Annotated in this window: 25 protein-coding genes; 13 read left to right on the forward strand and 12 right to left on the reverse strand. The window is 70.5% G+C overall.

Annotation, left to right across the window (positions count from 1 at the left end; genetic code table 11):
- The coding region (locus AB0J58_RS40430) for a hypothetical protein (protein WP_364226063.1) at window positions 1–211 on the forward strand (211 nt) is incomplete at its 5' end.
- Here the strand turns inward: AB0J58_RS40430 and AB0J58_RS40435 are convergent.
- From AB0J58_RS40435 to AB0J58_RS40445, 3 genes are all read right to left on the reverse strand, one after another.
- Window positions 196–2,586, reverse strand: a complete 2,391-nt coding sequence (locus AB0J58_RS40435; RefSeq protein ID WP_364226065.1) for an excinuclease ABC subunit UvrA — start codon at window positions 2,584–2,586, stop codon at window positions 196–198. The two genes, AB0J58_RS40430 and AB0J58_RS40435, sit on opposite strands and share 16 nt — an antisense overlap.
- Before the next feature lie 349 nt (window positions 2,587–2,935).
- Window positions 2,936–3,346 (reverse strand): VOC family protein, encoded by a 411-nt coding sequence (locus AB0J58_RS40440; protein WP_364226067.1) that lies wholly within the window; start codon window positions 3,344–3,346, stop codon window positions 2,936–2,938.
- A gap of 5 nt (window positions 3,347–3,351) precedes the next feature.
- Window positions 3,352–3,801 carry a helix-turn-helix transcriptional regulator gene (locus AB0J58_RS40445; protein WP_364226069.1) on the reverse strand — a complete coding sequence of 150 codons (450 nt, stop codon included), beginning with the start codon at window positions 3,799–3,801 and terminating at the stop codon, window positions 3,352–3,354.
- 276 nt (window positions 3,802–4,077) lie between these two features.
- Here AB0J58_RS40445 and AB0J58_RS40450 point away from each other — a divergent pair, with 276 nt between their 5' ends.
- Window positions 4,078–4,764, forward strand: a complete 687-nt coding sequence (locus tag AB0J58_RS40450) for a TioE family transcriptional regulator (RefSeq protein WP_364226072.1) — start codon at window positions 4,078–4,080, stop codon at window positions 4,762–4,764.
- Window positions 4,765–4,779: 15 nt separating this feature from the next.
- Here AB0J58_RS40450 and AB0J58_RS40455 read toward each other — a convergent pair whose 3' ends face one another.
- Entirely contained in the window at window positions 4,780–4,959 is a 180-nt protein-coding gene (locus AB0J58_RS40455; RefSeq protein ID WP_364226075.1) for a hypothetical protein, read from the reverse strand.
- Window positions 4,960–5,018: 59 nt separating this feature from the next.
- Between AB0J58_RS40455 and AB0J58_RS40460 the strand changes: the two genes are divergently transcribed.
- Window positions 5,019–5,144 carry a hypothetical protein gene (locus tag AB0J58_RS40460; RefSeq protein ID WP_364226077.1) on the forward strand — a complete coding sequence of 42 codons (126 nt, stop codon included), beginning with the start codon at window positions 5,019–5,021 and terminating at the stop codon, window positions 5,142–5,144.
- A gap of 95 nt (window positions 5,145–5,239) precedes the next feature.
- On the opposite strand, the gene AB0J58_RS40465 is transcribed toward AB0J58_RS40460, so the two are convergent.
- Complete coding sequence (locus tag AB0J58_RS40465; protein WP_364226080.1) at window positions 5,240–5,842, reverse strand: CGNR zinc finger domain-containing protein; 603 nt, start codon at window positions 5,840–5,842, stop codon at window positions 5,240–5,242.
- 68 nt (window positions 5,843–5,910) lie between these two features.
- On the opposite strand from AB0J58_RS40465, the gene AB0J58_RS40470 reads away from it, so the two are divergent.
- Window positions 5,911–6,300, forward strand: a complete 390-nt coding sequence (locus AB0J58_RS40470; RefSeq protein ID WP_343981521.1) for a RidA family protein — start codon at window positions 5,911–5,913, stop codon at window positions 6,298–6,300.
- Between the two features lie 217 nt (window positions 6,301–6,517).
- Here AB0J58_RS40470 and AB0J58_RS40475 read toward each other — a convergent pair whose 3' ends face one another.
- Window positions 6,518–7,411 (reverse strand): MBL fold metallo-hydrolase, encoded by an 894-nt coding sequence (locus tag AB0J58_RS40475; RefSeq protein WP_364226083.1) that lies wholly within the window; start codon window positions 7,409–7,411, stop codon window positions 6,518–6,520.
- Between the two features lie 79 nt (window positions 7,412–7,490).
- On the opposite strand from AB0J58_RS40475, the gene AB0J58_RS40480 reads away from it, so the two are divergent.
- Window positions 7,491–8,366 (forward strand): LysR substrate-binding domain-containing protein, encoded by an 876-nt coding sequence (locus tag AB0J58_RS40480; protein WP_364226085.1) that lies wholly within the window; start codon window positions 7,491–7,493, stop codon window positions 8,364–8,366.
- A gap of 418 nt (window positions 8,367–8,784) precedes the next feature.
- Window positions 8,785–9,723 (forward strand): EamA family transporter, encoded by a 939-nt coding sequence (locus tag AB0J58_RS40485; protein ID WP_364226088.1) that lies wholly within the window; start codon window positions 8,785–8,787, stop codon window positions 9,721–9,723.
- 464 nt (window positions 9,724–10,187) lie between these two features.
- Here the strand turns inward: AB0J58_RS40485 and AB0J58_RS40490 are convergent, their stop codons facing one another.
- The gene (locus AB0J58_RS40490; protein WP_364226089.1) at window positions 10,188–10,571 is read right to left on the reverse strand and encodes a metalloregulator ArsR/SmtB family transcription factor; all 384 of its coding nucleotides are present in this window, start codon (window positions 10,569–10,571) and stop codon (window positions 10,188–10,190) included.
- Between the two features lie 118 nt (window positions 10,572–10,689).
- Here AB0J58_RS40490 and AB0J58_RS40495 point away from each other — a divergent pair, with 118 nt between their 5' ends.
- Complete coding sequence (locus tag AB0J58_RS40495) at window positions 10,690–11,172, forward strand: ArsI/CadI family heavy metal resistance metalloenzyme (RefSeq protein ID WP_364226090.1); 483 nt, start codon at window positions 10,690–10,692, stop codon at window positions 11,170–11,172.
- Between the two features lie 489 nt (window positions 11,173–11,661).
- Here AB0J58_RS40495 and AB0J58_RS40500 read toward each other — a convergent pair whose 3' ends face one another.
- Together AB0J58_RS40500 and AB0J58_RS40505 are read right to left on the reverse strand one after the other, a co-directional pair.
- Entirely contained in the window at window positions 11,662–12,390 is a 729-nt protein-coding gene (locus tag AB0J58_RS40500; protein ID WP_364226091.1) for a class I SAM-dependent methyltransferase, read from the reverse strand.
- A gap of 48 nt (window positions 12,391–12,438) precedes the next feature.
- On the reverse strand, window positions 12,439–13,575 hold the full coding sequence (locus AB0J58_RS40505; RefSeq protein WP_364226093.1) for an epoxide hydrolase family protein: 1,137 nt from the start codon (window positions 13,573–13,575) through the stop codon (window positions 12,439–12,441).
- A 63-nt stretch (window positions 13,576–13,638) separates the two neighbouring features.
- Here AB0J58_RS40505 and AB0J58_RS40510 point away from each other — a divergent pair, with 63 nt between their 5' ends.
- Entirely contained in the window at window positions 13,639–14,640 is a 1,002-nt protein-coding gene (locus AB0J58_RS40510) for a WYL domain-containing protein (protein ID WP_364226094.1), read from the forward strand.
- 179 nt (window positions 14,641–14,819) lie between these two features.
- Here AB0J58_RS40510 and AB0J58_RS40515 read toward each other — a convergent pair whose 3' ends face one another.
- On the reverse strand, window positions 14,820–15,296 hold the full coding sequence (locus AB0J58_RS40515; RefSeq protein ID WP_364226097.1) for a DUF6194 family protein: 477 nt from the start codon (window positions 15,294–15,296) through the stop codon (window positions 14,820–14,822).
- An 87-nt stretch (window positions 15,297–15,383) separates the two neighbouring features.
- On the opposite strand from AB0J58_RS40515, the gene AB0J58_RS40520 reads away from it, so the two are divergent.
- The 3 genes from AB0J58_RS40520 to AB0J58_RS40530 all read left to right on the forward strand — a co-directional run bounded on the left by AB0J58_RS40520 (window position 15,384) and on the right by AB0J58_RS40530 (window position 17,332).
- Entirely contained in the window at window positions 15,384–16,091 is a 708-nt protein-coding gene (locus AB0J58_RS40520) for a MerR family transcriptional regulator (protein WP_364226100.1), read from the forward strand.
- A gap of 79 nt (window positions 16,092–16,170) precedes the next feature.
- Window positions 16,171–17,091 carry an aminoglycoside phosphotransferase family protein gene (locus tag AB0J58_RS40525; RefSeq protein WP_364226103.1) on the forward strand — a complete coding sequence of 307 codons (921 nt, stop codon included), beginning with the start codon at window positions 16,171–16,173 and terminating at the stop codon, window positions 17,089–17,091.
- 43 nt (window positions 17,092–17,134) lie between these two features.
- Window positions 17,135–17,332: a hypothetical protein gene (locus tag AB0J58_RS40530; RefSeq protein WP_364226106.1), complete on the forward strand. Its 198-nt coding sequence runs from the start codon at window positions 17,135–17,137 to the stop codon at window positions 17,330–17,332.
- Here AB0J58_RS40530 and AB0J58_RS40535 read toward each other — a convergent pair.
- Entirely contained in the window at window positions 17,329–18,123 is a 795-nt protein-coding gene (locus tag AB0J58_RS40535) for an MOSC N-terminal beta barrel domain-containing protein (RefSeq protein ID WP_364226109.1), read from the reverse strand. The genes AB0J58_RS40530 and AB0J58_RS40535 overlap by 4 nt on opposite strands.
- Before the next feature lie 572 nt (window positions 18,124–18,695).
- On the opposite strand from AB0J58_RS40535, the gene AB0J58_RS40540 reads away from it, so the two are divergent.
- Window positions 18,696–19,466, forward strand: a complete 771-nt coding sequence (locus AB0J58_RS40540) for a hypothetical protein (RefSeq protein WP_364226112.1) — start codon at window positions 18,696–18,698, stop codon at window positions 19,464–19,466.
- A 129-nt stretch (window positions 19,467–19,595) separates the two neighbouring features.
- On the opposite strand, the gene AB0J58_RS40545 is transcribed toward AB0J58_RS40540, so the two are convergent.
- Window positions 19,596–19,745: a hypothetical protein gene (locus AB0J58_RS40545; RefSeq protein ID WP_364226115.1), complete on the reverse strand. Its 150-nt coding sequence runs from the start codon at window positions 19,743–19,745 to the stop codon at window positions 19,596–19,598.
- Window positions 19,746–20,081: 336 nt separating this feature from the next.
- Here AB0J58_RS40545 and rox point away from each other — a divergent pair, with 336 nt between their 5' ends.
- A complete protein-coding gene (gene rox / locus AB0J58_RS40550; protein WP_364226118.1) occupies window positions 20,082–21,509 on the forward strand; it encodes a rifampin monooxygenase in 1,428 nt (475 codons plus the stop codon).
- Window positions 21,510–21,793: the final 284 nt, after the last annotated feature.

Consider the following 21,793-nt stretch of genomic DNA (forward strand, 5'->3'; position numbering starts at 1 on the left):
GCACCGGAGCCCGGTGGCCACCGGCACGGGCCTGCCGCTGGAGCCGACCTTCCGCACCAAGGGCGGGTCGGCCGTCGATTCGCTGTCCGACGCCCACGCCGATGGCGCGCGCTTCGGCGCGTGCACCACGTTGCGCACCTTCCCGCAGACGCGCGGGTGGGAGAACTCGTCTCACGGTGTCCGCGAGGGCCTCGGTCAGGTGCTGATGTAGGCCGCGAGGTGTTCGCCGGTGAGGGTGGAGCGGGCGGCGACGAGGTCGGCGGGTGTGCCCTCGAAGACGATCCGGCCGCCGTCGTGGCCGGCGCCGGGACCGAGATCGATGATCCAGTCGGCGTGCGCCATGACCGCCTGGTGGTGCTCGATGACGATGACCGACTTGCCGGAGTCGACGAGCCGGTCGAGCAGGCCGAGCAACTGCTCGACGTCGGCGAGGTGCAGGCCGGTGGTCGGCTCGTCGAGGACGTAGAGGCCGCTCTTGTCGGCCATGTGGGTGGCCAGCTTGAGCCGCTGCCGCTCGCCGCCGGACAGCGTGGTGAGCGGCTGGCCGAGGCTGAGGTAGCCGAGCCCGACGTCGGCGAGCCGGTCGAGGATGGCGTGCGCGGCCGGCGTGCGCGCCTGGCCGGCGCCGAAGAACTCTCCGGCCTCGGTCACCGACATCGCGAGCACCTCGCTGATGTCGCGGCCACCGAGGTGGTGGTCCAGCACCGATGCCTGGAACCGCTTGCCCTCGCACTCCTCGCAGGTGGTGGCGACGCCGGCCATCATCGCCAGGTCGGTGTAGATGACGCCGGCGCCGTTGCAGTTGGGACAGGCGCCCTCGGAGTTGGCGCTGAACAATGCGGGCTTCACACCGTTGGCCTTCGCGAACGCCTTGCGGATCGGGTCGAGCAGTCCGGTGTAGGTCGCCGGGCTGCTCCGCCGCGAGCCGCGGATCGCACCCTGGTCGACCGAGACGACACCCGCACCGGCGGGGATCGATCCGTGGATCAGCGAGCTTTTGCCGGAGCCGGCGACACCGGTGACGACGCAAAGGACGCCGAGCGGGATGTCGACGTCGACGTCGCGCAGGTTGTGACGGGTGGCGCCGCGGATCTCCAGAGTGCCGGTGGGGGTGCGCACCGTCTTCTTGAGGGCGGCCCGGTCCTCGAGATGGCGGCCGGTGAGGGTGGCTCCGGTTCGGAGCCCCTCGACGGTGCCCTCGAAGCAGACGGTGCCGCCCGCCGTACCGGCGCCGGGGCCGAGGTCGACGACGTGGTCGGCGATCGCGATCGTCTCCGGCTTGTGCTCCACGACGAGCACCGTGTTGCCCTTGTCCCGCAGCCGCAGCAGCAGGCCGTTCATCCGCTGGATGTCATGGGGGTGCAGGCCGATGGTGGGCTCGTCGAAGACGTAGGTGACGTCGGTGAGCGAGGAGCCGAGGTGGCGAATCATCTTGACGCGCTGTGCCTCGCCGCCCGACAGCGTGCCCGACGGCCGCTCCAGCGACAGGTAGCCCAGCCCGATCTCCACGAACGAGTCGAGGGACTGCCGCAGCGCGGTGAGCAGCGGCGCCACCGACGGCTCGCCGAGGTCGCGGACCCATTCGGCAAGGTCGCTGATCTGCATCGCGCAGGCGTCGGCGATGCTGATCCCCTTGATCTTGGAGGATCGGGCCGCCTCGCTGAGCCGGGTACCGCCGCACTCGGGACAGGAGGTGAACGTCACCGCCCGCTCCACGAAGGCCCGGACGTGCGACTGCAGCGCCTCCTTCTCCTTGGACAGCATCGACTTCTGGATCTTCGGGACCAGGCCCTCGTACGTCAGGTTGATGCCATCGACCTTGATCTTGGTCGGCTCCTTGTAGAGCAGGTCGTGGAGCTCGGCCTTGGTGTACTTGCGGATCGGCTTGTCGGGGTCGAAGAAGCCGCAACCGCTGAAGATCCGGCCGTACCAGCCGTCCATGCTGTAGCCGGGGATCGTGAGCGCGCCCTCGCTGAGCGACTTGGAGTCGTCGTAGAGCTGGGACAGGTCGATGTCGGTGACCCGGCCCATGCCCTCGCAGCGCGGGCACATGCCGCCGGTGATGCTGAAGTCGCGCCGCTCCTTCATGCTCTTCCCGCCGCGCTCGAACGAGACCGCACCCGTTCCGCTGATGGAGGCGACGTTGAAGGAGAAGGCCTGGGGTGAGCCGATATGCGGCCGGCCGAGTCGGCTGAAGAGGATGCGCAGCATCGCGTTGGCGTCGGTGACGGTGCCGACCGTGGAGCGGGGGTTGGCCCCCATCCGCTCCTGGTCGACGAGGATCGCGGTCGTCAGCCCTTCAAGGACGTCGACGTCGGGCCGCGCCAGCGTCGGCATGAAGCCCTGCACGAAGGCGCTGTAGGTCTCGTTGATCAGACGCTGTGACTCCGCGGCGATCGTGCCGAACACCAGCGAGCTCTTGCCCGAGCCGGACACGCCGGTGAACACCGTCAGCCGGCGCTTCGGGATCTCGACGCTGACGTCCTTGAGATTGTTCACACGCGCGCCGTGCACACGGATCAGATCGTGGCTGTCGGCAGCGGGTAGCGCAGGCGACTGCGGGTCCGGCATGGGGGCCGTGCTCATCGTGTCTCCATCTGTTAGGCGAGGTCGCCTTCGCGGTCTTCGTCGGTGTGGCCTGGCTTGATCTAACCAGTTTCAAGTAGTACGTCTGGTTTTTCCTTCAGCGGAGCGGTCACGGCAGCAGCCCACCGCGTCAGCCGGGGGCGCGACTCGTTCCCCCGGACATCGATTGCTCGGTGGCGCGACGACGCTGGGCGGGGGAGCGGGGGCGGCACTCATCGGTCGTGAAGCGGCTCGGGGACGCTGCCGTCAGGGTCCGGCGGCGGTGGCTCCAGATGGCCGCCGTCGGCGTCGTGCGCGGGCTCCCGCACGGTGCCGTCTGTGCGGATCACGGCTGCGATCGCCGGACGGTTCAGCGGACCTCCTGGATGCGGACCAGGTTGCCCGCGGGGTCGCGGAAGGCGCAGTCGCGGATGCCGTACGGCTGCTCGGTCGGCTCCTGGACGACCTCGGCGTCGCCGGCCTGCAGTTTCTCGAAGGTGCCGTCGAGGTCGGGGGTGGCCAGCAGGATCCAGCCGTAGGTGCCCTTGGCCATCATCTCGGCGATGGTGCGGCGCTCGTCGTCGGTGACGCCGGGGTCGGTGGCCGGCGGGGCCAGGAGGATGGAGGTGCCGGGCTGCCCGGCGGGGCCGACCGTGATCCAGCGCATTGTGCCCTGTCCGACGTCGTTGCGGACCTCGAAGCCGAGGGTGTCGCGGTAGAAGGCCAGGGAGGCGTCCGGGTCGTCGTGCGGGAGGAAGCTCGTGTGAATGGTGATGTCCATGGCAGTCACGCTAGGTGCGGCTCGGGGGCCCGCGCTTCTCGATTCCTGATCGGTCTGGTCACCTGCTTCGCCACGCAGGACGGCATTCCCGCGGTCGCCTCCGCCGCCTGGCGCCGGTAGACGCTGGGCGGCGCACCGACCAGTTCGGTGAAGCGGGTGCTGAAGGTGCCCAGCGACGAGCAGCCGACCGCGAAGCAGACCTCGGTGACGCTGAGGTCGCCACGGCGCAGCAGCGCCATCGCGCGCTCGATACGACGCGTCATCAGGTAGCCGTAGGGCGACTCGCCGTAGGCGCGCCGGAACTCGCGGCTGAGGTGCCCGGCCGACATGTGCACGCCTCGGGCCAGCGCCTCGACGTCCAGCGGCTGCGCGTACTCCCGGTCGATCCGGTCGCGGACACGGCGCAGCCGCGCGAGGTCGCGCAGGTGTTGCGCCGTGGCGGGTCTGCTGGTCACATGCGAATCGTACGTCGCGCGGGAGTCGCCCAGCGCCGCTGGTGTCCCACCCCACTCCGTGGACGGCAACCGCAAGCCGGGGTCGCGGCGGGTGATCTTCGGCAGTCCAAGGCTGCGCCGGTTCATGGCGAGGAGCAAGCAGACGCGCCTGCGCAACGAGGACCTGGCCACCGCCTGACCTGCCATCCAAGGCTGTCATGCCTTCAACGGTATCGTTGCGCCATAGGTGTAAACTTTGGCGGTATTTCCCGCTGTTGACGAGAGCCTACCTTCAAAATGCGGTTGCGACCCATCGATCTGGCGCGCGAGCATGGCCTGTCCACGCAGGCGGTGCGCAACTACGAGGAGGCGGGGATCCTGCCGCCGGCCGAGCGCTCGCCGCACGGCTACCGCGTCTACGCTCCGCGCCACGCGGCGGCGTTGCGGACGTTCCTGGTGCTGATCCCCGCGCACGGCCACGCGGCCGCGGGGGCCATCATGCGGGCCGTGAACGGCGGCGCGGCCGAGGAGGCGCTGCGGCTGATCGACGAGAGCCACGCGCAACTGGCCGACGACCGGTGCACGCTGGAGGCCGTGGAGCGGGCACTGGGCGACCTGGCGCCGCCGCGTGAGCTGGAGCCGGGGGTGACGTTCATCGGGCCGCTGGCGCGCAGGCTCGGTATCCGGCCGGCGACGTTGCGCAAATGGGAGCGGGCCGGGCTGATCGTGCCCCGGCGCGACCCGCGCACCGGCTACCGCGTCTACACCTCCGCCGACGTGCGTGACGTGCTGCTGGCCCACCAGTTGCGGCGGGGCGGGCACGGGCTGGAGCAGATCGCGCGGGTGCTGGAGCAGGTGCGGGCGGCGGGCGGAGCGGAACCGCTGCAGGCGACGCTGCGGGAGTGGCGCGACCGGCTGACGGCGCGGGGCTTGGCGATGCTGGCGGGCGCGGGCGCGCTCGACACCTATCTGGGGACGCCGTAGCACCTGACGGCGAGTTCACAGGTGGTCGCACGAACGTTTCCTTTGTGGGTGACCGGCCTCGACCTGGCGCCGGGCGGCCGCGGAGGTTCGGACCTCGGGCTCGCCGTCGCCGACGCCGTCGAGTCCGCGCTCGTGCGGCATCGGGACCATCGCTTCGACGACGGCGGCGCGGGTGCGGGCAGGGGCGATCGTCAAGCCTTCGGCAACCGGCGCGCAAGGGATGGTACCGATCGGTTCGACCTTTGGGACCTTCGATGACAGATCCGCTTGCCGCCGACCCGCCGCGCGACCGGCCGGTGCTCCTCATCGGCACAAGTCTCGACACCGTCACCCCCTGCGACGCGCATCACGAAGCGGCTGTCACGGCGTACCAGGCGTAGCCCGACAAGCACCTCGAACACCATGTCTTCGCGGCGCCGGCCGGGCCCGGTGGGTGGTCTGGGATAACGCTGGGTTCGCCGTGCCTGAGGCTGCGTCACGGGTCCGTGGCCCGCCGGGCGCGGAGAGCCCGGAGCTTGTGGCGGTTGCCGCAGCGCTCCATCGCGCACCAGCGCCGGGCGCCGGGGCGGGAGGTGTCGACGAACACCAGCGGGCAGTTGTCGCTCGCGCACTCGCGGATGCGTTCGGCGAGCGGCCCGGACAGCAGTTCGATCATCTCCCGCGCCAGCGTCGACAGTGCCTGCGTTGCCCGCACCGGCGGCGCCCACCCCGCGGTCGTGCCGTCGGCGGCGAGCGCGGGGATCAGCGGCGCCGCGGCCGCGGCCCGGTTGATGGTGGCGACGGTTCCGGCGGGGAGGGGGTGACGCGCCGCCTGGGCGTGTGCCGCGTCCCAGATCGCCTGGCGGAGGGTCTTGGCCGCGGTCAGCTCGCGGGCCGCCACGGGGACCGTCATGACCGCGGCCAGTGGCGGCTGGGCCAGCCATTCGCCGAGGTCGGCAGGCTCGTGCAGGGTCTCGAAAACCGCGTATCGGCCCTCACCGCCGGTGTGGGCGAAGTCCAGGCAGACGGCGCCGGCATCGAACCGGAACGACCCGCCCTTGGGGTCGTGCAGCACCCGTCCGGTTGCGTTCGCTCGCATGACACTACTATAACTGGTGTCGAACGAAACCAGTATGACCGGTGTTATCGCCAAGAGGAGAGCGACACATGGGTGTACGGCACATCAACCCCGAAGGGCTCCATCGCAGCCCGGCCTTCAGCCAGGCCGTCGTGGTCGAACAGCCGACGAAGACGATCTACGTCGGCGGGCAGAACGGCGTCGGCGCCGACGGCAAGGTCGTCGGTCCCACGGTCGGGGAGCAGTCCAGGCAGGCGTTCCGCAACCTCACGACCATCCTGGAGAGCGAGGGGGCGAGCCTGGCGAACATCGTGCACTGGCGCATCGCCGTGGTGGACGGGCACACGTTCGACGAGGGGGTGGCCGCCTTCCAGGAGGTGTGGAACCGGGCCGACCCGCCGCCGGCCATCACGGTCCACGTCGTGGCCGGCCTGGGCCCCGGCTTCCTCGTCGAGATCGACGCCGTCGCCGTCGTGTGACCCCCCTTCGACGCCGCTGTCGGCCTCGCCGTACCGCCGCCTCTCCCGCTTGCGGAAGGGACGCGGCAGGTCGACGATGACGGCGCTGCCGTGCTCGCGGCCTGCGACGCCTCCTCAACGAACACCGGCCCCGCGTGTTCGGCCGAGATGGCGGGCAGGTCCGCCTCCGGGACGCCGAAGATCCTCGCGCAGGCGGAGATGCCGCGCTACCGGCGCGTCACGCGTGCTCCGCGCAGAAGCAGCCAACGCCCTTTTCGATCCACTCCTGGCCGACCCACTCCGGGTGCCGCTCGATCATCAGCGCCTTGACCTCCGCGACGATTGTCTCCTGGGTCATAGCCGAGTCGCGCCGCACCCAGGTCTCATCGCGCAGCAGCTCGAGATAGTCACGGACATCGACCAGCAACTGCGGGCCGGAGATGTCGCCGTGGCCGGGCACCACCACCTTCGGGCCGGTCGCGACCAGGCCGCGCATCACCTCGATCCAGCGCAACCCCGAGACGTCGGTGTCGTACGGCGGAAACCACGGGAAGATCGAGAACTGTCCGGCGTCGACCAGGTCACCGGTGAACAGCACGCCCGCGTCAGGGACGGTCACCACCTGGTCGCCCTTGCTGTGGGCGCGTCCCGTGGCACGCAGCCGCACGACCCGGCCGCCCAGGTCGAGCTCGTACGCGCCGTCGTAGACCGCGTCCGGCGTGACCGGCTCGACGCCTTCCAGCTGCCGCGCGATCGGCGCGCCGAGGCCGCGGAACATCTCGAGGTAGCCCGGCCCCTTGCCGGCCAGGTCCGCTGCCTGCGCGCCGTTGACGAGGTACGTCGCCTCGCCCGCGAAGGCTTGCGCGCCGAACGCGTGCTCAGGGTGGAAGTGCGTCGTGGTCAGGTAGAGCTTGCGGCCCTTGGCGTACTCGGTTGCGAAGGCGAGCACCTTCTCGCCGTTGCGCGGTCCCATGCCGGTCTCGACGACCAGCACAGAGTGGTCGCCGCCGATGACGCCGATGTTGGGCACGAGCTCCGCCCCGCGGTTCGGGATCACCACCAGGTCGCGGGCGAGTTCCCGGACCTGGGAGATCTCGACGATCGGCTCGTGGGTGAGGGGTTCGGAAGACATGCTCCGACCCTGCCGCCGGCGCGTGCCCGGCGTCCAACACCGATTCCGCAATCCCGATACCGCAACGGTATCTTTGCTGATGATGGAGCTCCGCCTGCTGCGCTACTTCGTGGCCATTGCCGAGGAACGACACTTCGGGCGGGCCGCCGCCCGGCTGCACATGTCGCAGCCACCGTTGAGCCGGGCCGTCAAGCAACTGGAGACCGACCTGGGCGTCGTGCTGCTGCGCCGTTCGGCCACCGGAGCCGAGCTCACCCCCGCCGGGAACGCGCTGTACATGGAGGCGCGTACGTTGCTGGAACAGGCCGAGCAGGCACGCGCGCGGGTGACGGCAGCCGCCGGGGCCGTGACGCTCACCATCGGCACGCTCGCCGACAGCGCAGGAGAGACCGGCACACGCCTGGCCGCGACCTTCCGCCGCCGCCATCCCAAGGTCTCGATCCGGATCCGCGAGGCGGACTTCACCGACCCCACCACGGGGTTGCGCAACGGCCTGGCCGATGTGGCGCTCACCCGACTGCCCTTTGACGACATCGGCATCAGCACGCGCGTGCTGCGTTCCGACCCGGTCGGGGTCGTCCTGCGCGCGGACGACCCGCTGGCCGGCCGTGACACCCTGTGCCTGGCCGACCTCGCCGGCCGTCCCTGGTTCCAGTTGCCAGAAGGCACGGACCCGGTCTGGCGCGCCTACTGGAACGGGGCGACGTCCGTCGGCGAACGGCCTGCCGGCCCGGTGGTGCGCACCGTCAACGAATGCACGCAGGCCGTCCTCTGGAACGGCATGGTCGGCATCGCGCCGCTCACCCATGCCCTGCCCGACGGGCTGACCTGGGCGATCCTGACCGACATGCCCCCGAGCCTTCTTGTCGTCGCCTGGGCGACCGAGCATGAGAGTCCCCTGGTCCGCTCATTCGCCCACATCGCCGTTAACGCGTACCGGCCGGCGCAAACGTAGCCGAGTCCGTGCGACCGGCGCCGCTGTAAACCCATTTCCGCTGCTGTAGGGCACCGACAGGCCGCAGCCGCACCTCGGTGTGTCGCCGGCCGTCGGGCTGCCTCGGCGGTGCGATCGTCGCCTGCCGGTACAGGTGCGGAGCGATCATGTTGGTGTGCGCGGTGAGGTCGGCGGCCTGCCCCGTGCCGAGGCCGAGCACCGGGTACCGGTTGCCGCCGGTCCGGCCGCCGCCGATGTTCCTCCTCGACGATGCAGATCGGAAGCTGATCGTCCGTCGCCGTACGGAACGGCCAGGTCCCCGCACCACCGTCGTCCGCCGTCAGCGATCACGCGAAGATCTTTATTCCGTTGCGCCTGGGACGCCGAACATGTCAGCGTCAAGCCCGCTGGACGGTAGTTACGACACAGGCGGTGTGAAATGAGGCATGCGGGACTCGCGCTCGCGTTCGTGTCCTCGTGGTGTTTCGCGTTCTCGGGGCCGATGGCCAAATACCTCATCACCGCCGGGCTGACGCCGATCGAGGCGGTGTGGACGCGGATGGCGGGGGCGGGGCTTTTATTGGTGGCCGCGCTGGCTGTGACCAGGCCGCGGGCGTTGCGGATCCCCCGCTCCAGGTTGCCGTTCTTCGGGCTGTATGCGGTCATGGCGGTGGCCGGGGTGCAGTTGCTCTACTTCGTCGCGATCACCCGGTTGCCGGTGGGGATCGCGTTGCTGCTGGTGTGCATGGCGCCGGTGATGGTGGTGGCGTGGGTGCGGCTCGTACGAAAGGCACGGCTCGCGCGGGCCGCGTACGTCGGGGCGGTCGTCGCGGTCGTGGGCCTCGGGGTCGTCGTCGAGGTCTGGCGGGAGGTACGGCTGGACGTGCCGGGCCTGCTGCTGGGGTTGCTGGCCGGGGCATGCTCTGCCGGATATTTCCTGATGAACGATAGCTTTGGCGACGACGTGGACCCGCTCGGACTCATCGCCTGGGGGATGACGGGGGCGGCCGTGGTGCTGACCCCGTTCGCCCGGCCCTGGAACATCCTGTGGGACGCCTTCATGGTCTCCGCGACGCCCGCCGCGGGTGGTGGCCGGATGTTGCCGGTGCTGGTGGCGTACCTGTGGATGGTGCTGGTGGCGACCGTGGTCGCGTACATCCTGGGGGTGCACGCCGTGCGGCGGCTCTCGGCCGCCGTGGGCGCCACCGTGGCGTCGCTGGAGGTCATCGGCGGCGCGATCGTGGCCTGGGCGCTGGTCGGCGAGACGCTCGGTGCGTTCCAGATCGTGGGCGGGCTGATCGTGTTGTCCGGCGCCCTGCTCGCCCAGACCGCCACCGGCTCCGCCCTCGCCGTTTCAGAACCGGGCACCGGTCCTTGAAACGGCCGGACCCTTCGGCGGTTCGCGGGTAGGCGCCATGCGGCGAGATCGAGGTCATGTCCCAGAGCCTGCGGGAGGACTCGATGCCGGACGCCTCGATCGCGGCGGACCCGGCCGATCGGCGACTTTCCACCTCCGACGGAAATCCGTCACCGCGGGCAGCGCCCCGAGCGCCTTCTCCACGCTCGGGGCGCCGAACTGCGCGCATCGTCGACCGCATGTCGACCGGCCCCGGACCTTCTCGGCGACGGCGATCTGCCGGATGCTGGTCGACTGCGGGTTCGCGACTCCGCTGCCGATCCCCGAAAGCAGGAAGGCGGCGCTCAAGAACGGGAACGCCCCGGCGGGTACCAGCGCCGCACCGAGCACGCCGAGCAGCGGGGCGGTGTCGCCGAGTACGAGCCCGCGATCAGGGGATGCCCAGGAAGATCAGCACGGTGCGGGCGGTGCCTGTGCGGTGCCGCTCACGTCGTCGCCGTGACGCGCGGCCCCAGAATCGCCGACAGCCGCGCCAGCACGCCCGGGTTCGCCCAGTAGTAGACCCAGGTGCCGCGCCGCTCGCAGTCGATCAGCCCGGCCTGGCGCAGCACCTTCAGGTGGTGGCTGATGGTCGGCCCGGTCACCTCGAAGGCGCCGGTCAGGTCGCACACGCACGCCTCGCCGCCCTCGTGGCAGGCGATCAGCGACAGCAGGCGCAGCCGTACCGGGTCGGCGATCGCCTTGAACAAGGGCGCCAGTTCCTCGGCCTCGGCCACGTTCAGCGGCTCGCAGACCAGTGGCGCGCAGCACGCCTGCCCGGCCTGGCCGGTCCCGGCGAGGTCCACGATCGGCAGCACTTGTTTCGACATACTTCTAAGTTGACAGAGATCTAATCAGCATGCAAGCTGACGTCGGATCGCTGATTTGACGTTTATCAAAACAGTGTGACCGCCATTCCCGGCGTCCGTCCGTTGAAGGAGGACTCGCATGTCCCGTGTTCAGCTCGCTCTTCGCGTCTCCGACCTGGAAGGCTCGATCGCCTTCTACTCCAAGCTGTTCGGTACCGAACCCGCCAAGCGTCGCCCCGGCTACGCCAACTTCGCCATCACCGAGCCCCCGCTGAAGCTGGTGCTCCTGGAAGGCGAGGCCGGCCACGACACCCGCCTGGACCACCTCGGCGTCGAAGTGACCGACACCGACCAGGTCACCGCGGCCACCCGGCGGCTGAAGGACGCCGGGCTGGCCACCTTCGAGGAGAACGACACCTCCTGCTGTTACGCCCTGCAGGACAAGGTGTGGGTGACCGGTCCCGGCGCCGAGCCATGGGAGGTGTACGTGGTCAAGGCCGACGCCGACGTCCTGGGCAAGTCCGCCGCCCAGGGCCAGGCGACGCCCTGCGCCTGTGGCCCGGACGGGGACCAGGCCCCCGGCCGGCCGGTCGGCGCCGCGGCGAACACCGGCTGCTGCTGACGACCTGTGGAAGATCACCCCGGGTCGGCTCGCGACGGGCCTTGGCCGTACCGCTCGGGGCCACGGGCGGTACGGCCAAGGCCCGCTCAGCCTCCCGGGGGAAGGTCGTCGTGGAACAGTGCGGCCATCGCTTCCAACGACTCCTTCTCCTCCTGAAGCAAAACGGCCGGACACCGGCATCCGGCGTAGGTTCGGGGCCGAACCACCGGTCCGGCCGGTGCTCCTGCTGTTGCGGACCGCGTTCTGCCTGGGCCCGGCGGGCCGGGCCCTGGACGAGGCCCGCCGACTCATCCGGGAAGAGGGCGCCGTTCTCGTACCCGGCCTCGAGGAGGCGACGGCCCGCCTGGCCGAGGCCGCCGAACGGGCGCGGCGGGCGCAGCACGCACCCGCCGCTGCGGACCCCCGCGAGATCACCCGCCTGCGGTACGACTCCGCCCGGCTCACCCTGGCGGCCACCCGACTCGAGGCGACCGCGAGCGGCGGGCGGGGCTACGCCACCGACACCCCGGCCAACCGGCGGCTGCGCGAGGCGGCGTTCCTCCCGGTGCAGCCACCGGGCGAGACCCGGCTGCGCTGGGAGCCGTCACAACCGGCGACCTGGCCGGCCGACCCTGCTCGGTCCTGCGGTTTGCGCCAGGTGACGCTGTAGCGCCACAGCAGATGGCGGCGGTACTGGGAGCCGGGCAGGATCTCGGCGGCCAGCGCTCGCATCTGCGGGTACGTCACCGGTGGCGGCCACACCATGGGGGAGGGATGCTCCCAGTGACCCTTCGTGGCGCGGTGGAAGGCGCCGACGGCGACGCCGGCGAGTTCACGCGGCAGGTCGTCGGGCATGGTGCTGCGGGCGAGGCCGACGACGGCCAGGACGCCACCGGGGCGCAGCAGGTCGCGCATACGAGCCAGCCCGGTGGCGGCGTCCAGGTGGTGCAAGGTGGCCACCGATGCGACGACGTCGAACGAGGCGGGCTCGAAGGGGTGGGTGAGGAAATCGCCGAGGATGTAGTCGACGTCGTCCGGGTGCTCTCGGGCCTGGTCGATGCCGGGCGCGTCAAGATCGATGGCGGTGACATGCGGCACGGCCTGCCGCAGTTCACGGGCGAGCATGCCCTCGCCGCAACCGACGTCGAGGGCGCGCTGGGCGCCATGGTGGATCGCGCGGAGAACGCGGGGGTGGTAATGGATGTTGTGGTTCCACCGCCTGTCGTTCTCCATCATCATGTGATCACTATGGCCCCTGGTTCCGTTCGAGGTCAGGCGAACCTGAGGTCAGCGAACCAGCCGGAAGAACGCGCGGACATCGGCGACCAGCAGGTCCGGTGCCTCCATCGCGGCGAAGTGGCCGCCCCGGTCGAACTCCGACCAGTGCACGATGTCGTGTTCGCGCTCGGCGATCCGCCGGACTCCGGCGTCGCCGGGGAAGACGGCGACGCCGTGCGGCAGTGCCGAGTACTCGGTCACCGCCCCCCACCCCTTCTGCCCTTCTTTGTAGAGGCGGGCGGCCGAGGCGGCGGTCCCGGTGAACCAGTAGACGCTCACGTCGGTGAGCATCTGGTCGATGTCCACCGCGTCCTCGGGCAGCCCACAGGCCGGGTCGGTCCATTCCTTGAACTTCTCCACGATCCACGCCAGCTGCGCCGCGGGCGAGTCGTGCAGTCCGAACGCGAGGGTCTGCGGCCGGGTCGCCTGGATTATCGCGTAGCCGGCCCGGTCCTGGTCCTGGTACTGGCCGAGGCGGGCGAGTTCCGCCTGGGTCAGCCCCTCGAACTCGGCCGGGTCGCCGCTCGGGAACCCGAGCGCGCCGTTGACATGTACGCCGACGACGTTCTGGGGCGCGATGCGGCCGAGTGTCGGCGAGATGACCGAGCCGCTGTCGCCGCCCTGCGCGCCGTACCGCCGGTAGCCGAGCCGGTCCATCAGCTCCGTCCACGCCCGCGCGACCCGCTGCAGGTCCCAGCCGGTCTCGGTGGTCGGACCGGAGAAACCGAACCCGGGGATCGACGGGGCGACGACGTGGAACGCGTCGGACCGGTCGCCGCCGTGCGCCGCCGGGTCGGTGAGCGGTCCGATGACCTTCATGAACTCGGCGACCGAGCCCGGCCAGCCGTGCGTGAGGATCAGCGGCAGCGCGTCGGGTTCGGGCGAGCGAACATGCAGGAAGTGGACGTTCTGGCCGTCGATCTCGGTGGTGAACTGCGGGTGCTCGTTGAGCGCCGCCTCCTGTTTCCGCCAGTCGTACGCCGTCCGCCAGTACTCGGCCAGCTCCTTCGCGTACGAGGACGGGACGCCGTACGACCAGCCGGTGCCGGGCAGCTCGTCCGGCCAGCGGGTACGGGCCAGGCGGTCGCGGAGGTCGTCCAGGTCGGTCTGCGGGATATCGATGCGGAACGGGGTGATTTTCGCCATGTCCAATACGTTAGGAGCCGGTTAGGACAGGTCCGGTCCTAGGATGCGGGCAGGATTGACAGCATGTTGGAGACCTCGGCTCGACTTCTCAGATTGCTGTCCCTCCTGCAGACCCACCGGGACTGGTCCGGCGCGGAGCTCGCGGAGCGACTCGGCATCACGACGCGGACCGTACGGCGGGATGTGGACCGGCTGCGGGAACTGGGCTATCCCGTGCACGCCATGGCCGGCACGCCGGGTTACCGGCTGGGCGCCGGGTCCGACCTGCCCCCGCTGCTGCTCGATGACGACGAGGCGGTCGCGGTCGCGGTGGGGCTGAGGACGGCCGCCGGGGGAACGGTCGCCGGGATCGAGGAGACATCCGTGCGGGCGCTCGCGAAGCTCGAACGAGTGCTGCCCGCACGGCTGCGGCATCGCGTTCACGCGCTGCAGTCGATGACCGTGCCCATGCCGGGGGCCGCGGCGCCGGTGGACCCCGAGGTGCTGACCGCCATCGCCGCGGCCTGCCGGGACCATGAGGGACTGCGCTTCGACTACCGGTCGCACGAGGGGCGGGAGGGCCGCCGTTCAGCCGAGCCCCATCGGCTCGTGCATTCGGGGCGCCGGTGGTATCTCGTGGGCTGGGACATCGACAAGGAGGACTGGCGGACCTACCGGGTCGACCGGCTGCGCCTGAGGACGCCGAACGGGCCCCGCTTCGTCCCCCGGGACCCGCCTGACGAGGACCTCGCCGCCTACATGTCCCGGGCGATCTCCAGTGCTCCGTACCGCTACCAGGCGCGCCTCACCATGCACGCCCCGGCGGAGGTCGTGACCGGGCACATGCCGCCGACGGTGGGGGCGGTGGAGCCCGTCGACGCGGAGACCTGTGTCCTGCTGTGCGGTGCGAACAACCTCGACGAGATCGTCGTGTGGGTCGCCCTGATGGACATCGGGTTCGAGGTCCATGAACCGCCGGAGCTGATCGGGCGGATCGGCGTCATGGCCGACCGTCTCCGGGCGGCATCGGGAACCATGGGTAAGGGCTTCGGCGATGCGGACGACTCCGGCCGCCCGCTCGGCTGAGAGGTCGGCGGGCCGCCCTGGAGCCGTTGCCGCCGGTTGGCAAGAGGCCGGGGAGGCCGCCGGCCTTCTACCGCGACACCCCCGGCTTCGAGATGCGCAACGACGTCGGAACCGGCAGGACGCGCTGGATCCGGGGGGACCGCCACCTGAAACTCCATGATCTCCAGGGCCACCCCACGTCAGCGCGCCGTGGATCCAGCGCGTCGCTCATGGCGCGAGCGCGCGAGGTGATGGGCCGTACGCAGCAGCTCACGGGTTGCCGCTCCAGTGCGCGAGCCCGGGTTCACCACCGCCAGCCAGCCGACGGTGCCGTAGACGGGGTGCGCGATCACGGTGTCGGCAGCGCCGGGGTCGACCTCGGTGCTGGCTGATTCGCGTGGTGCGTGACCGGTCCACCGGATGAACGCTTCTTTACCGGCGGAGATGTTCACGCGGAAGGTGTCCGGCCGGTCCAGGCGCGATGCCTCGTCGCCGGGGTAGTTCTTGGTCACGACCGTCGCGAAGGGCTGGGTCGTCGCCGGGATGACACCATCAGGCGCGTAGTAGAAGAACGTGTCGCCCCAGCTGATCTCCGGCGAGCCGTCGCCGGGGGCCGGCCTGAGGGTCAAGACGCCGTCGAAGCCGTCGATGAAGCCGATGATCTCGTCTATGGTCATGTGTTCTAGCGTGGCATTAAAGTGCTTATGGAGACTTTGGGGCTGAGGATGAGGGGCTTCAGGGTGTCAGGTCTCAAATCGCGGGACATGCGTACCGTCGACGTCGCTCGGCGTGCCGGGTACTCCGTTCAACAGGTGCGCAACCTCGAACGCGACGGTGTGCTGCCGCCGGCGACGCGCACGGCCGCGGGCTACCGGATCTATGGAGAGATACATCTACAGTCCGCGTTGGCCTATCGGGCCCTCGCGGCGGGCGCGGGCCCGATCGAGGCCAAGAAGATCGTTAGGGCCGTCCACCGGTTCCCTGCCTCGCAGGTGCTCGCCCTTCTCGACGCGGCGCACGCCCGGCTCCACGCAGAGCGCGCAGAACTGAGGCAGGCCAGGGAGGCCGCCCGGACAATCTCCAGCGAGCCGATCGAAGACGTGCGCGCATCGGACTCGATGGGCGTCTCCGAACTCGCCGCCGCCCTCGGCGTGCGCCCTTCGACGCTGCGGCACTGGGATGCCGAGGATCTTGTCGTCCCCGACCGCGATCCCGCGCGGGGAACGCGACGATACACACCCGACCAGGTGCGAGATGCACGGATCGTTCACCAACTGCGCAGGGCCGGTTACCGCATCGCACCCCTTCGTGCCCTCATGCCGGAGCTACGGCGCGCCCGCCGGCTGGAGGACGTCGCCTCGGTGCTGGCCGCCAGAGACGCCGGTATCGCGGCTCGCTCCAGAGCCCTCCTCGACGGTGCCGCCGCCCTCAGTGCTGTGCTCTCGCCCGCCACCTCCCCGAGCGGCAGCTGACAGCCTGGGATCCGCTGTCCTGAGAGCCGTGCACCGGTGAGGAAACGGGCGGGCCGCCATCCGGCTACTGTTGCTCCGTATGACTCACACCGAGATCGAGATCAGCGCGGAGCTGGTCCGGGATCTGCTGCGCGACCAGCACCCCGACCTGGCCGATCGCCCTGTGCGGCTCGGCGCGCGTGGCTGGGACAACCAGCTCTGGCGGCTCGGCGACGACCTCGCCGTCCGGTTGCCCTGGGCGACGCGGCCCGCGGACGCGCTGCTGCGCAAGGAGCACACCTGGCTGCCCGTCCTCGCCCCGCGCCTTCCTCTGCCCGTTCCCGTCCCGCGGCGCCTCGGCGAGCCCTCCACCCTGTTTCCACGACCTTGGATCGTCACCACCTGGGTGCCGGGCGAGCCTGCCGACCGGACCCCCGTCACGCGCGGCGCGGAGGCGGCCGACGTCCTGGCCGCTTTCCTGACGGCTCTGCACCAACCCGCCCCCGATGAGGCGCCCGCGGGCCGCTTTGGCCGCGGAGGGTCGCTGGCCGACTGCTCTGAGGGATTTACCAAACAGCTCGCCTCGGCCACCGAACTGGGGCTCGTCCCCGACCCGGACGCCGTCCGCGCGGTCTGGGACGACGCCGCCGCCGCGCCCGGCTGGGCAGGCCCGGCGCTGTGGCTCCACGGCGACCTGCATCCGGCCAACATCCTCACCGCGGACGGCACGATCTGCGGCGTGATCGACTTCGGCGACCTCTGCGCCGGCGATCCGGCCTGCGACCTCGCCGCCGCGTGGACCCTGCTGCCGGACGGCGCCGCCGATCTCTTCCACGCCGCCTGCCGGCCGGCCCGGGACGCCGCGACCCTGCGCCGCGCCCGCGGATGGGCGGCGGGGCAGGCCCTCGCCGGCATCCTCATCGGAGAGGCCGGCGTCCGCGGCCGCCCAGGCGGCAAGGCTACGTGGGGCCCACCCGCCCACGCCGCACTGCGACGCCTCATCGCAACGGCCCACCGCTGATCGTCTCGGATTCGGAGGCGGGACCGGGCTCGCGGTGCGTCCCGTGATCGTGGAAGGACGCGGTGCGGCCACCTGCGCCAGGAGATCGCCCAGGAAAAACGAGAACACCCCGCGGATCGTCTTGGACCCGCGCCTGGCCACCGTCCCCTACGGCGGCCTCCTGCTCAACCCGCTCCCGCCTTGCCGGCGGACCACCGATCCCGCGGTGCCGAAGGCGGCCCTGAATCGCCTGACCGGCTAGCCTGGCCGGACTTCGTCGCCGACTCTCAGCTCGCCGAGGTTCCTGGGCACCAGGCGGATACCGAACCAGGTCTCTCCGTCCCAGCGGCGGTGTTTGGCCAGGGTTCTCAGGGGTTCCTTGCCGCGGTCCTGAGTGACCGGGTCCCAGATGGTGGCGGCGCAGCGGTCGCACAACCCCGAGACGCGGAAATCGACCTCGCCGATGCGGACCGACGTCCAGGTGTCCTCCGCGAAGGGTTCCGCGCCGTCGATGATGGCGTTGGGCCGGAGGCGGGCGACGTCGAGGGGGGCCGGGGGGTGCTCCTGGCGTTCCATGGCACCTTCGGCGATCCAGTCGTCCAGGCGCTGGAGCGAACTCCTGGAGACGAGCATGAGGGGCCCGTCCCAGAGGCCGCCCTGTTTCTCGGTGATGGTCCGGCGTCCGGGGTCGTCCAGCCAGATGAGGCGGGCGGGTCTGCCGAGCAGGCGGGTGAACCATTCGTGGGCGTCGGCGTGGGCGAGCACGGCTCGGTCGAGGTTGGAGCAACCTAGCGAGATCGTGTCGCCGGTGGCCGGGGGGACCTTGAGTTCGCCCATGGCCTTCGCCGACAGGCGAAGACCGCCTTCGGGGGTTTCGGCGGCCGAGACCGAGAGAAGCCGGGGGTGTTCGCCTACCCAGATCAGTTCTCCCAGCGGATCCACCACGGCCCAGCGGCGGTCGCCTTCCAGGCCCCAGGGGAGGACCTGGGCGGATGGGCGGGAGATGCCTCTGGTGGATTTGATGGGGTAGGTGCGGATCTCCGCTAGTTCCATTGGGCAAGGATAGGAGGAAGCGCTCTCCTGGAGTATGGGAGCGTGTCCACGGGGCGTCCGGAGCGGGGCACCGGGCCCTCTGGGATGTGGTTTCGCGTGCTCTTCGATGAGGCGGCGGGGTCCTTTCGTCGGAAGCCCCGTAGCGGCTTCCGGTGAAACTTTCATCGCGGGGTGCCGTCGGAGGACGCGGCCTGGCACCTCCTCTCCAAGCGGACCCGGCGGCACGCCCGGAAGACCTCACAGGCCGAGACCGGCAAGTGGGTGACCTGCTCGCGACTCTGCCCGGAGTGCGGCCAGCCGGCCCGGTCGAAAGGGGTGACGGCGTGTCGGGACCGCCGCCGCGAAGCCCGGCAGGAGGCGGCCAAGCGGGACTGCCCGCGCTGTGGCCGCCCCGGGCCGCAGCGGCCGCTCGATCGCCAGGAACTCCCCAACGGTCCGGCCCCCGGCTGCCGATCCGGCGGGCTCGTCCGCGGTCGACTCTCGCGAACAAGACCAGGCCTTGGCGTCGGGCTTGGAAGTATGTACGGTTCGCCGGTGAGGCGCGGCGAACGCTTCGATGTCGGGACGTGGTGATGACGAGGATTCCGGGCGCGCGTGAGGAGCTGGATCGGGCGGCTCGGTGGCTGCGCGGCCAGGTCCGGTCGGTCGTCGTGGAGCTGACCGGAGATCAGGACCTGGAGGTGGCGCTACCGGAGGCGCCGGCTATCACCTATTGGGAGGAACCGCTGCGGTTCTCCTGTTCCGTGCACGTCCAGCACGCCATGAACGGTGAGCCGGGTGTCGATCCGGTGGAGGGCGCCCGGCTTCTGCTCGTGTCCGCCGGTTGGGACGTCACCGTGCTGAGAGACGTTCCCGAAGTGCCGACCAACATCGAGGCCAGGACCGGTGAGTTCCGCATGTCGCTGCTCATCTCCCAAGCGCGTGACTCCCTCACCGTCACCGGCCGCACCCCGGTGATGGCACTGTACGAACCTCGCGGGCTTCACCTCGTGAGCCCGGAGTGCGCACGGTGCCGGCGGAAGCTGACGGCTCTGCGGGTTCTGCGTCGCCGCAGCCTCTGGGGCGGCCAGGAGCCACAGCCCAGGCACGAACTGTGGTGGGAGTGCTCCGGGTGCGGCTGGCTGGGCTACCAGCACCATGAGGGCGAGCGGTTGCATGCGATGCGGCGCCTGAAGGGCCGCGAGGGGAACTGTTTCTTCTGCGGCGAAGATCAGAGCAATGTCGCCGGTGAGGTCTGGGAGCAAGACGGCGAGCTGCGGGACTGGGTGGTGTGCCTGGACTGCGGAACCGGCAACGTCCGCCGTGTCGGGCGCGCCCCACACGATGGCAGATCACCGGGCTGACGAAGCGGAGCGGTCCGGCTCGGGCGCTGTTCTCCCGCCCGTGGCCAAGCCGCCGGGCAGCCGAGTACGACGGGCCTGGACGCAACGTCTTTGGACGTCTCCCGCAGAGCCGCGCAGACTTGGAGCTGCTCACTGCTGGAAGGTCTGGCTGCGCTCGATGAGGCCGAGCAACGCCTCGTTGATCTGTCGTATGGCGACGATCGGGTGCTCCTCGACGGAGGCGTCGGGGTCGTCTCCTCGCCCCAGCCGGCGGCGGTGTCGCCGTACGCGGCGCGTCACCGCTTCGGGAGGAGCCTGCCCGCCCACAGCCGGGCGACAAAAGGCAAAGGCAAGGAGGTCATCCACTCCTTGCCACTCTCAACGTATAGCGCACCGGGGGGCTTGCGGCAAGACCCGGGTCGTGCCGCAGAATCGTCGGCCGAGGCCAGAACCTGTGGAAATCAGGGATTCGCGAAGTACGTGTTCTTTTGTCGACGTGTGGGTTTCGCGGGACGTCGAACCGCCGGTGGGAGTCGCGGTGCGGTTACGGAAACCCGGCGCGAGGACACGGGTGTGCGAGCCACCGGACCACATGGAGCGGCCGGCCGAAATGCGACCTTGTCGAATGGGGGGTTCATGATTGACGTGATCGTTGCCGGCGGCGGACCGACCGGCATGATGCTGGCCGGCGAGCTGCGGCTGCATGGCGTGCACACGCTCGTGCTGGAGAAGGAGGCGGAGCCGGCCAGGTATGTCCGCGCGCTCGGCCTGCACGTGCGCAGCATCGAGGTGATGGACCAGCGCGGACTGCTGGAGCGGTTCCTCACGCACGGCAAGAAGTACCCGGTCGGCGGTTTCTTCGCCGGCATCGACAAGCCCTCGCCCGACCGGCTGGACACCACGCATCCCTACGTCCTCGGCATTCCGCAGACCACCACCGATCGCCTGCTGGCCGAGCACGCCACCGAGGCCGGCGCGGAGATCCGGCGCGGGTGCGAGCTGGTCGGGCTCGACCAGGACGAACACGGGGTGACCGTCGAACTGGCCGACGGCACGCGGCTGCGCTCGCGCTACCTCGTCGGCTGCGACGGCGGCCGCAGCACGGTGCGCAAGCTGCTCGGCGTCGGCTTCCCCGGCGAGCCCACCAGGGTCGAGACGCTGCTGGGCGAGATGAAGGTGACCGAGGATCCGGCGACGGTCGCCGCCATCGTCGCACAGGTCCGCAGGACCCAACTGAGGTTCGGCGCCGGACCCCTCGGGGACGGGGTGTACCGCGTCGTCGTGCCCGCCGAGGGGGTGGCCGGGGACCGCACGGTTCCGCCGACCCTGGAGGAGTTCAAACAGCGGCTGCGGGCCTTCGCCGGCACCGACTTCGGCGTGCACTCACCGCGCTGGCTCTCCCGTTTCGGCGACGCCACCCGGTTGGCCGAGCGCTACCGGGTCGGCCGGGTGCTGCTGGCCGGCGATGCGGCGCACATCCACCCGCCGACCGGCGGGCAGGGGCTCAACCTCGGTATCCAGGACGCGTTCAACCTCGGCTGGAAACTGGCCGCCGAGGTCGGAGGCCGGGCGCCGGAGGGGCTGCTGGACAGTTATCACACCGAACGGCACCCGGTGGCCGCCGACGTGCTGAACAACACCCGCGCGCAGATGGAGCTGCTCTCTTTTGAGCCGGGCCCCCGGTCAGTGCGCCGGCTGTTGTCGGAACTGATGGACTTCGAGGAGGTGAACCGGTACCTGATCGAGAAGATCATCGCGATCGGGGTCCGCTACGACTTCGGCGAGGGGCATGAACTGCTCGGCCGGCGGATGCGGGACATGGAGCTGAAACGGGGACGCCTCTACGAGCGGATGCACGGCGGCCGCGGGCTGCTGCTCGACCAGACCGGCCGGCTCTCGGTGGCGGGTTGGGCGGATCGGGTCGACCACGTCGTCGACGTCAGTGAGGAACTGAACGTGCCCGCGGTGCTGCTGCGGCCGGACGGCCACGTGGCGTGGGTCGGTGAAGACCAGCAGGGGCTGCTCGGCCGGCTGCCCAAGTGGTTCGGCGCTGCCGTCAGCTGAGCGCGCGGTTGTGGCTCGAAAGGGCGGGGGCCTGTCTCCGGCCGCGTTCGGCGCGGTCGGTGCCGTACCCCGCCGGCTCGAAACCCCCGCGAAGTACGACGACCCTAGCGAGATCAATCTTGTCGGGATTCCCGATCCGCGGGTAAGGACGTTCCGAACCCACCAGGCCATGCCGGAGTGGGTGTGTCCAGTTAACGGCTCTGTCCCGTAATCGGTGGTAGCCATGCGTCACCGGTGCCAGGCTGGGGTGTGCTGGAGATCGACGCTCTTGCGGGTGTGGTGTT

The sequence above is a fragment of the Streptosporangium sp. NPDC049644 genome (assembly GCF_040675205.1).
GTDB classification, from domain to species: Bacteria; Actinomycetota; Actinomycetes; order Streptosporangiales; family Streptosporangiaceae; genus Streptosporangium; species Streptosporangium fukuiense.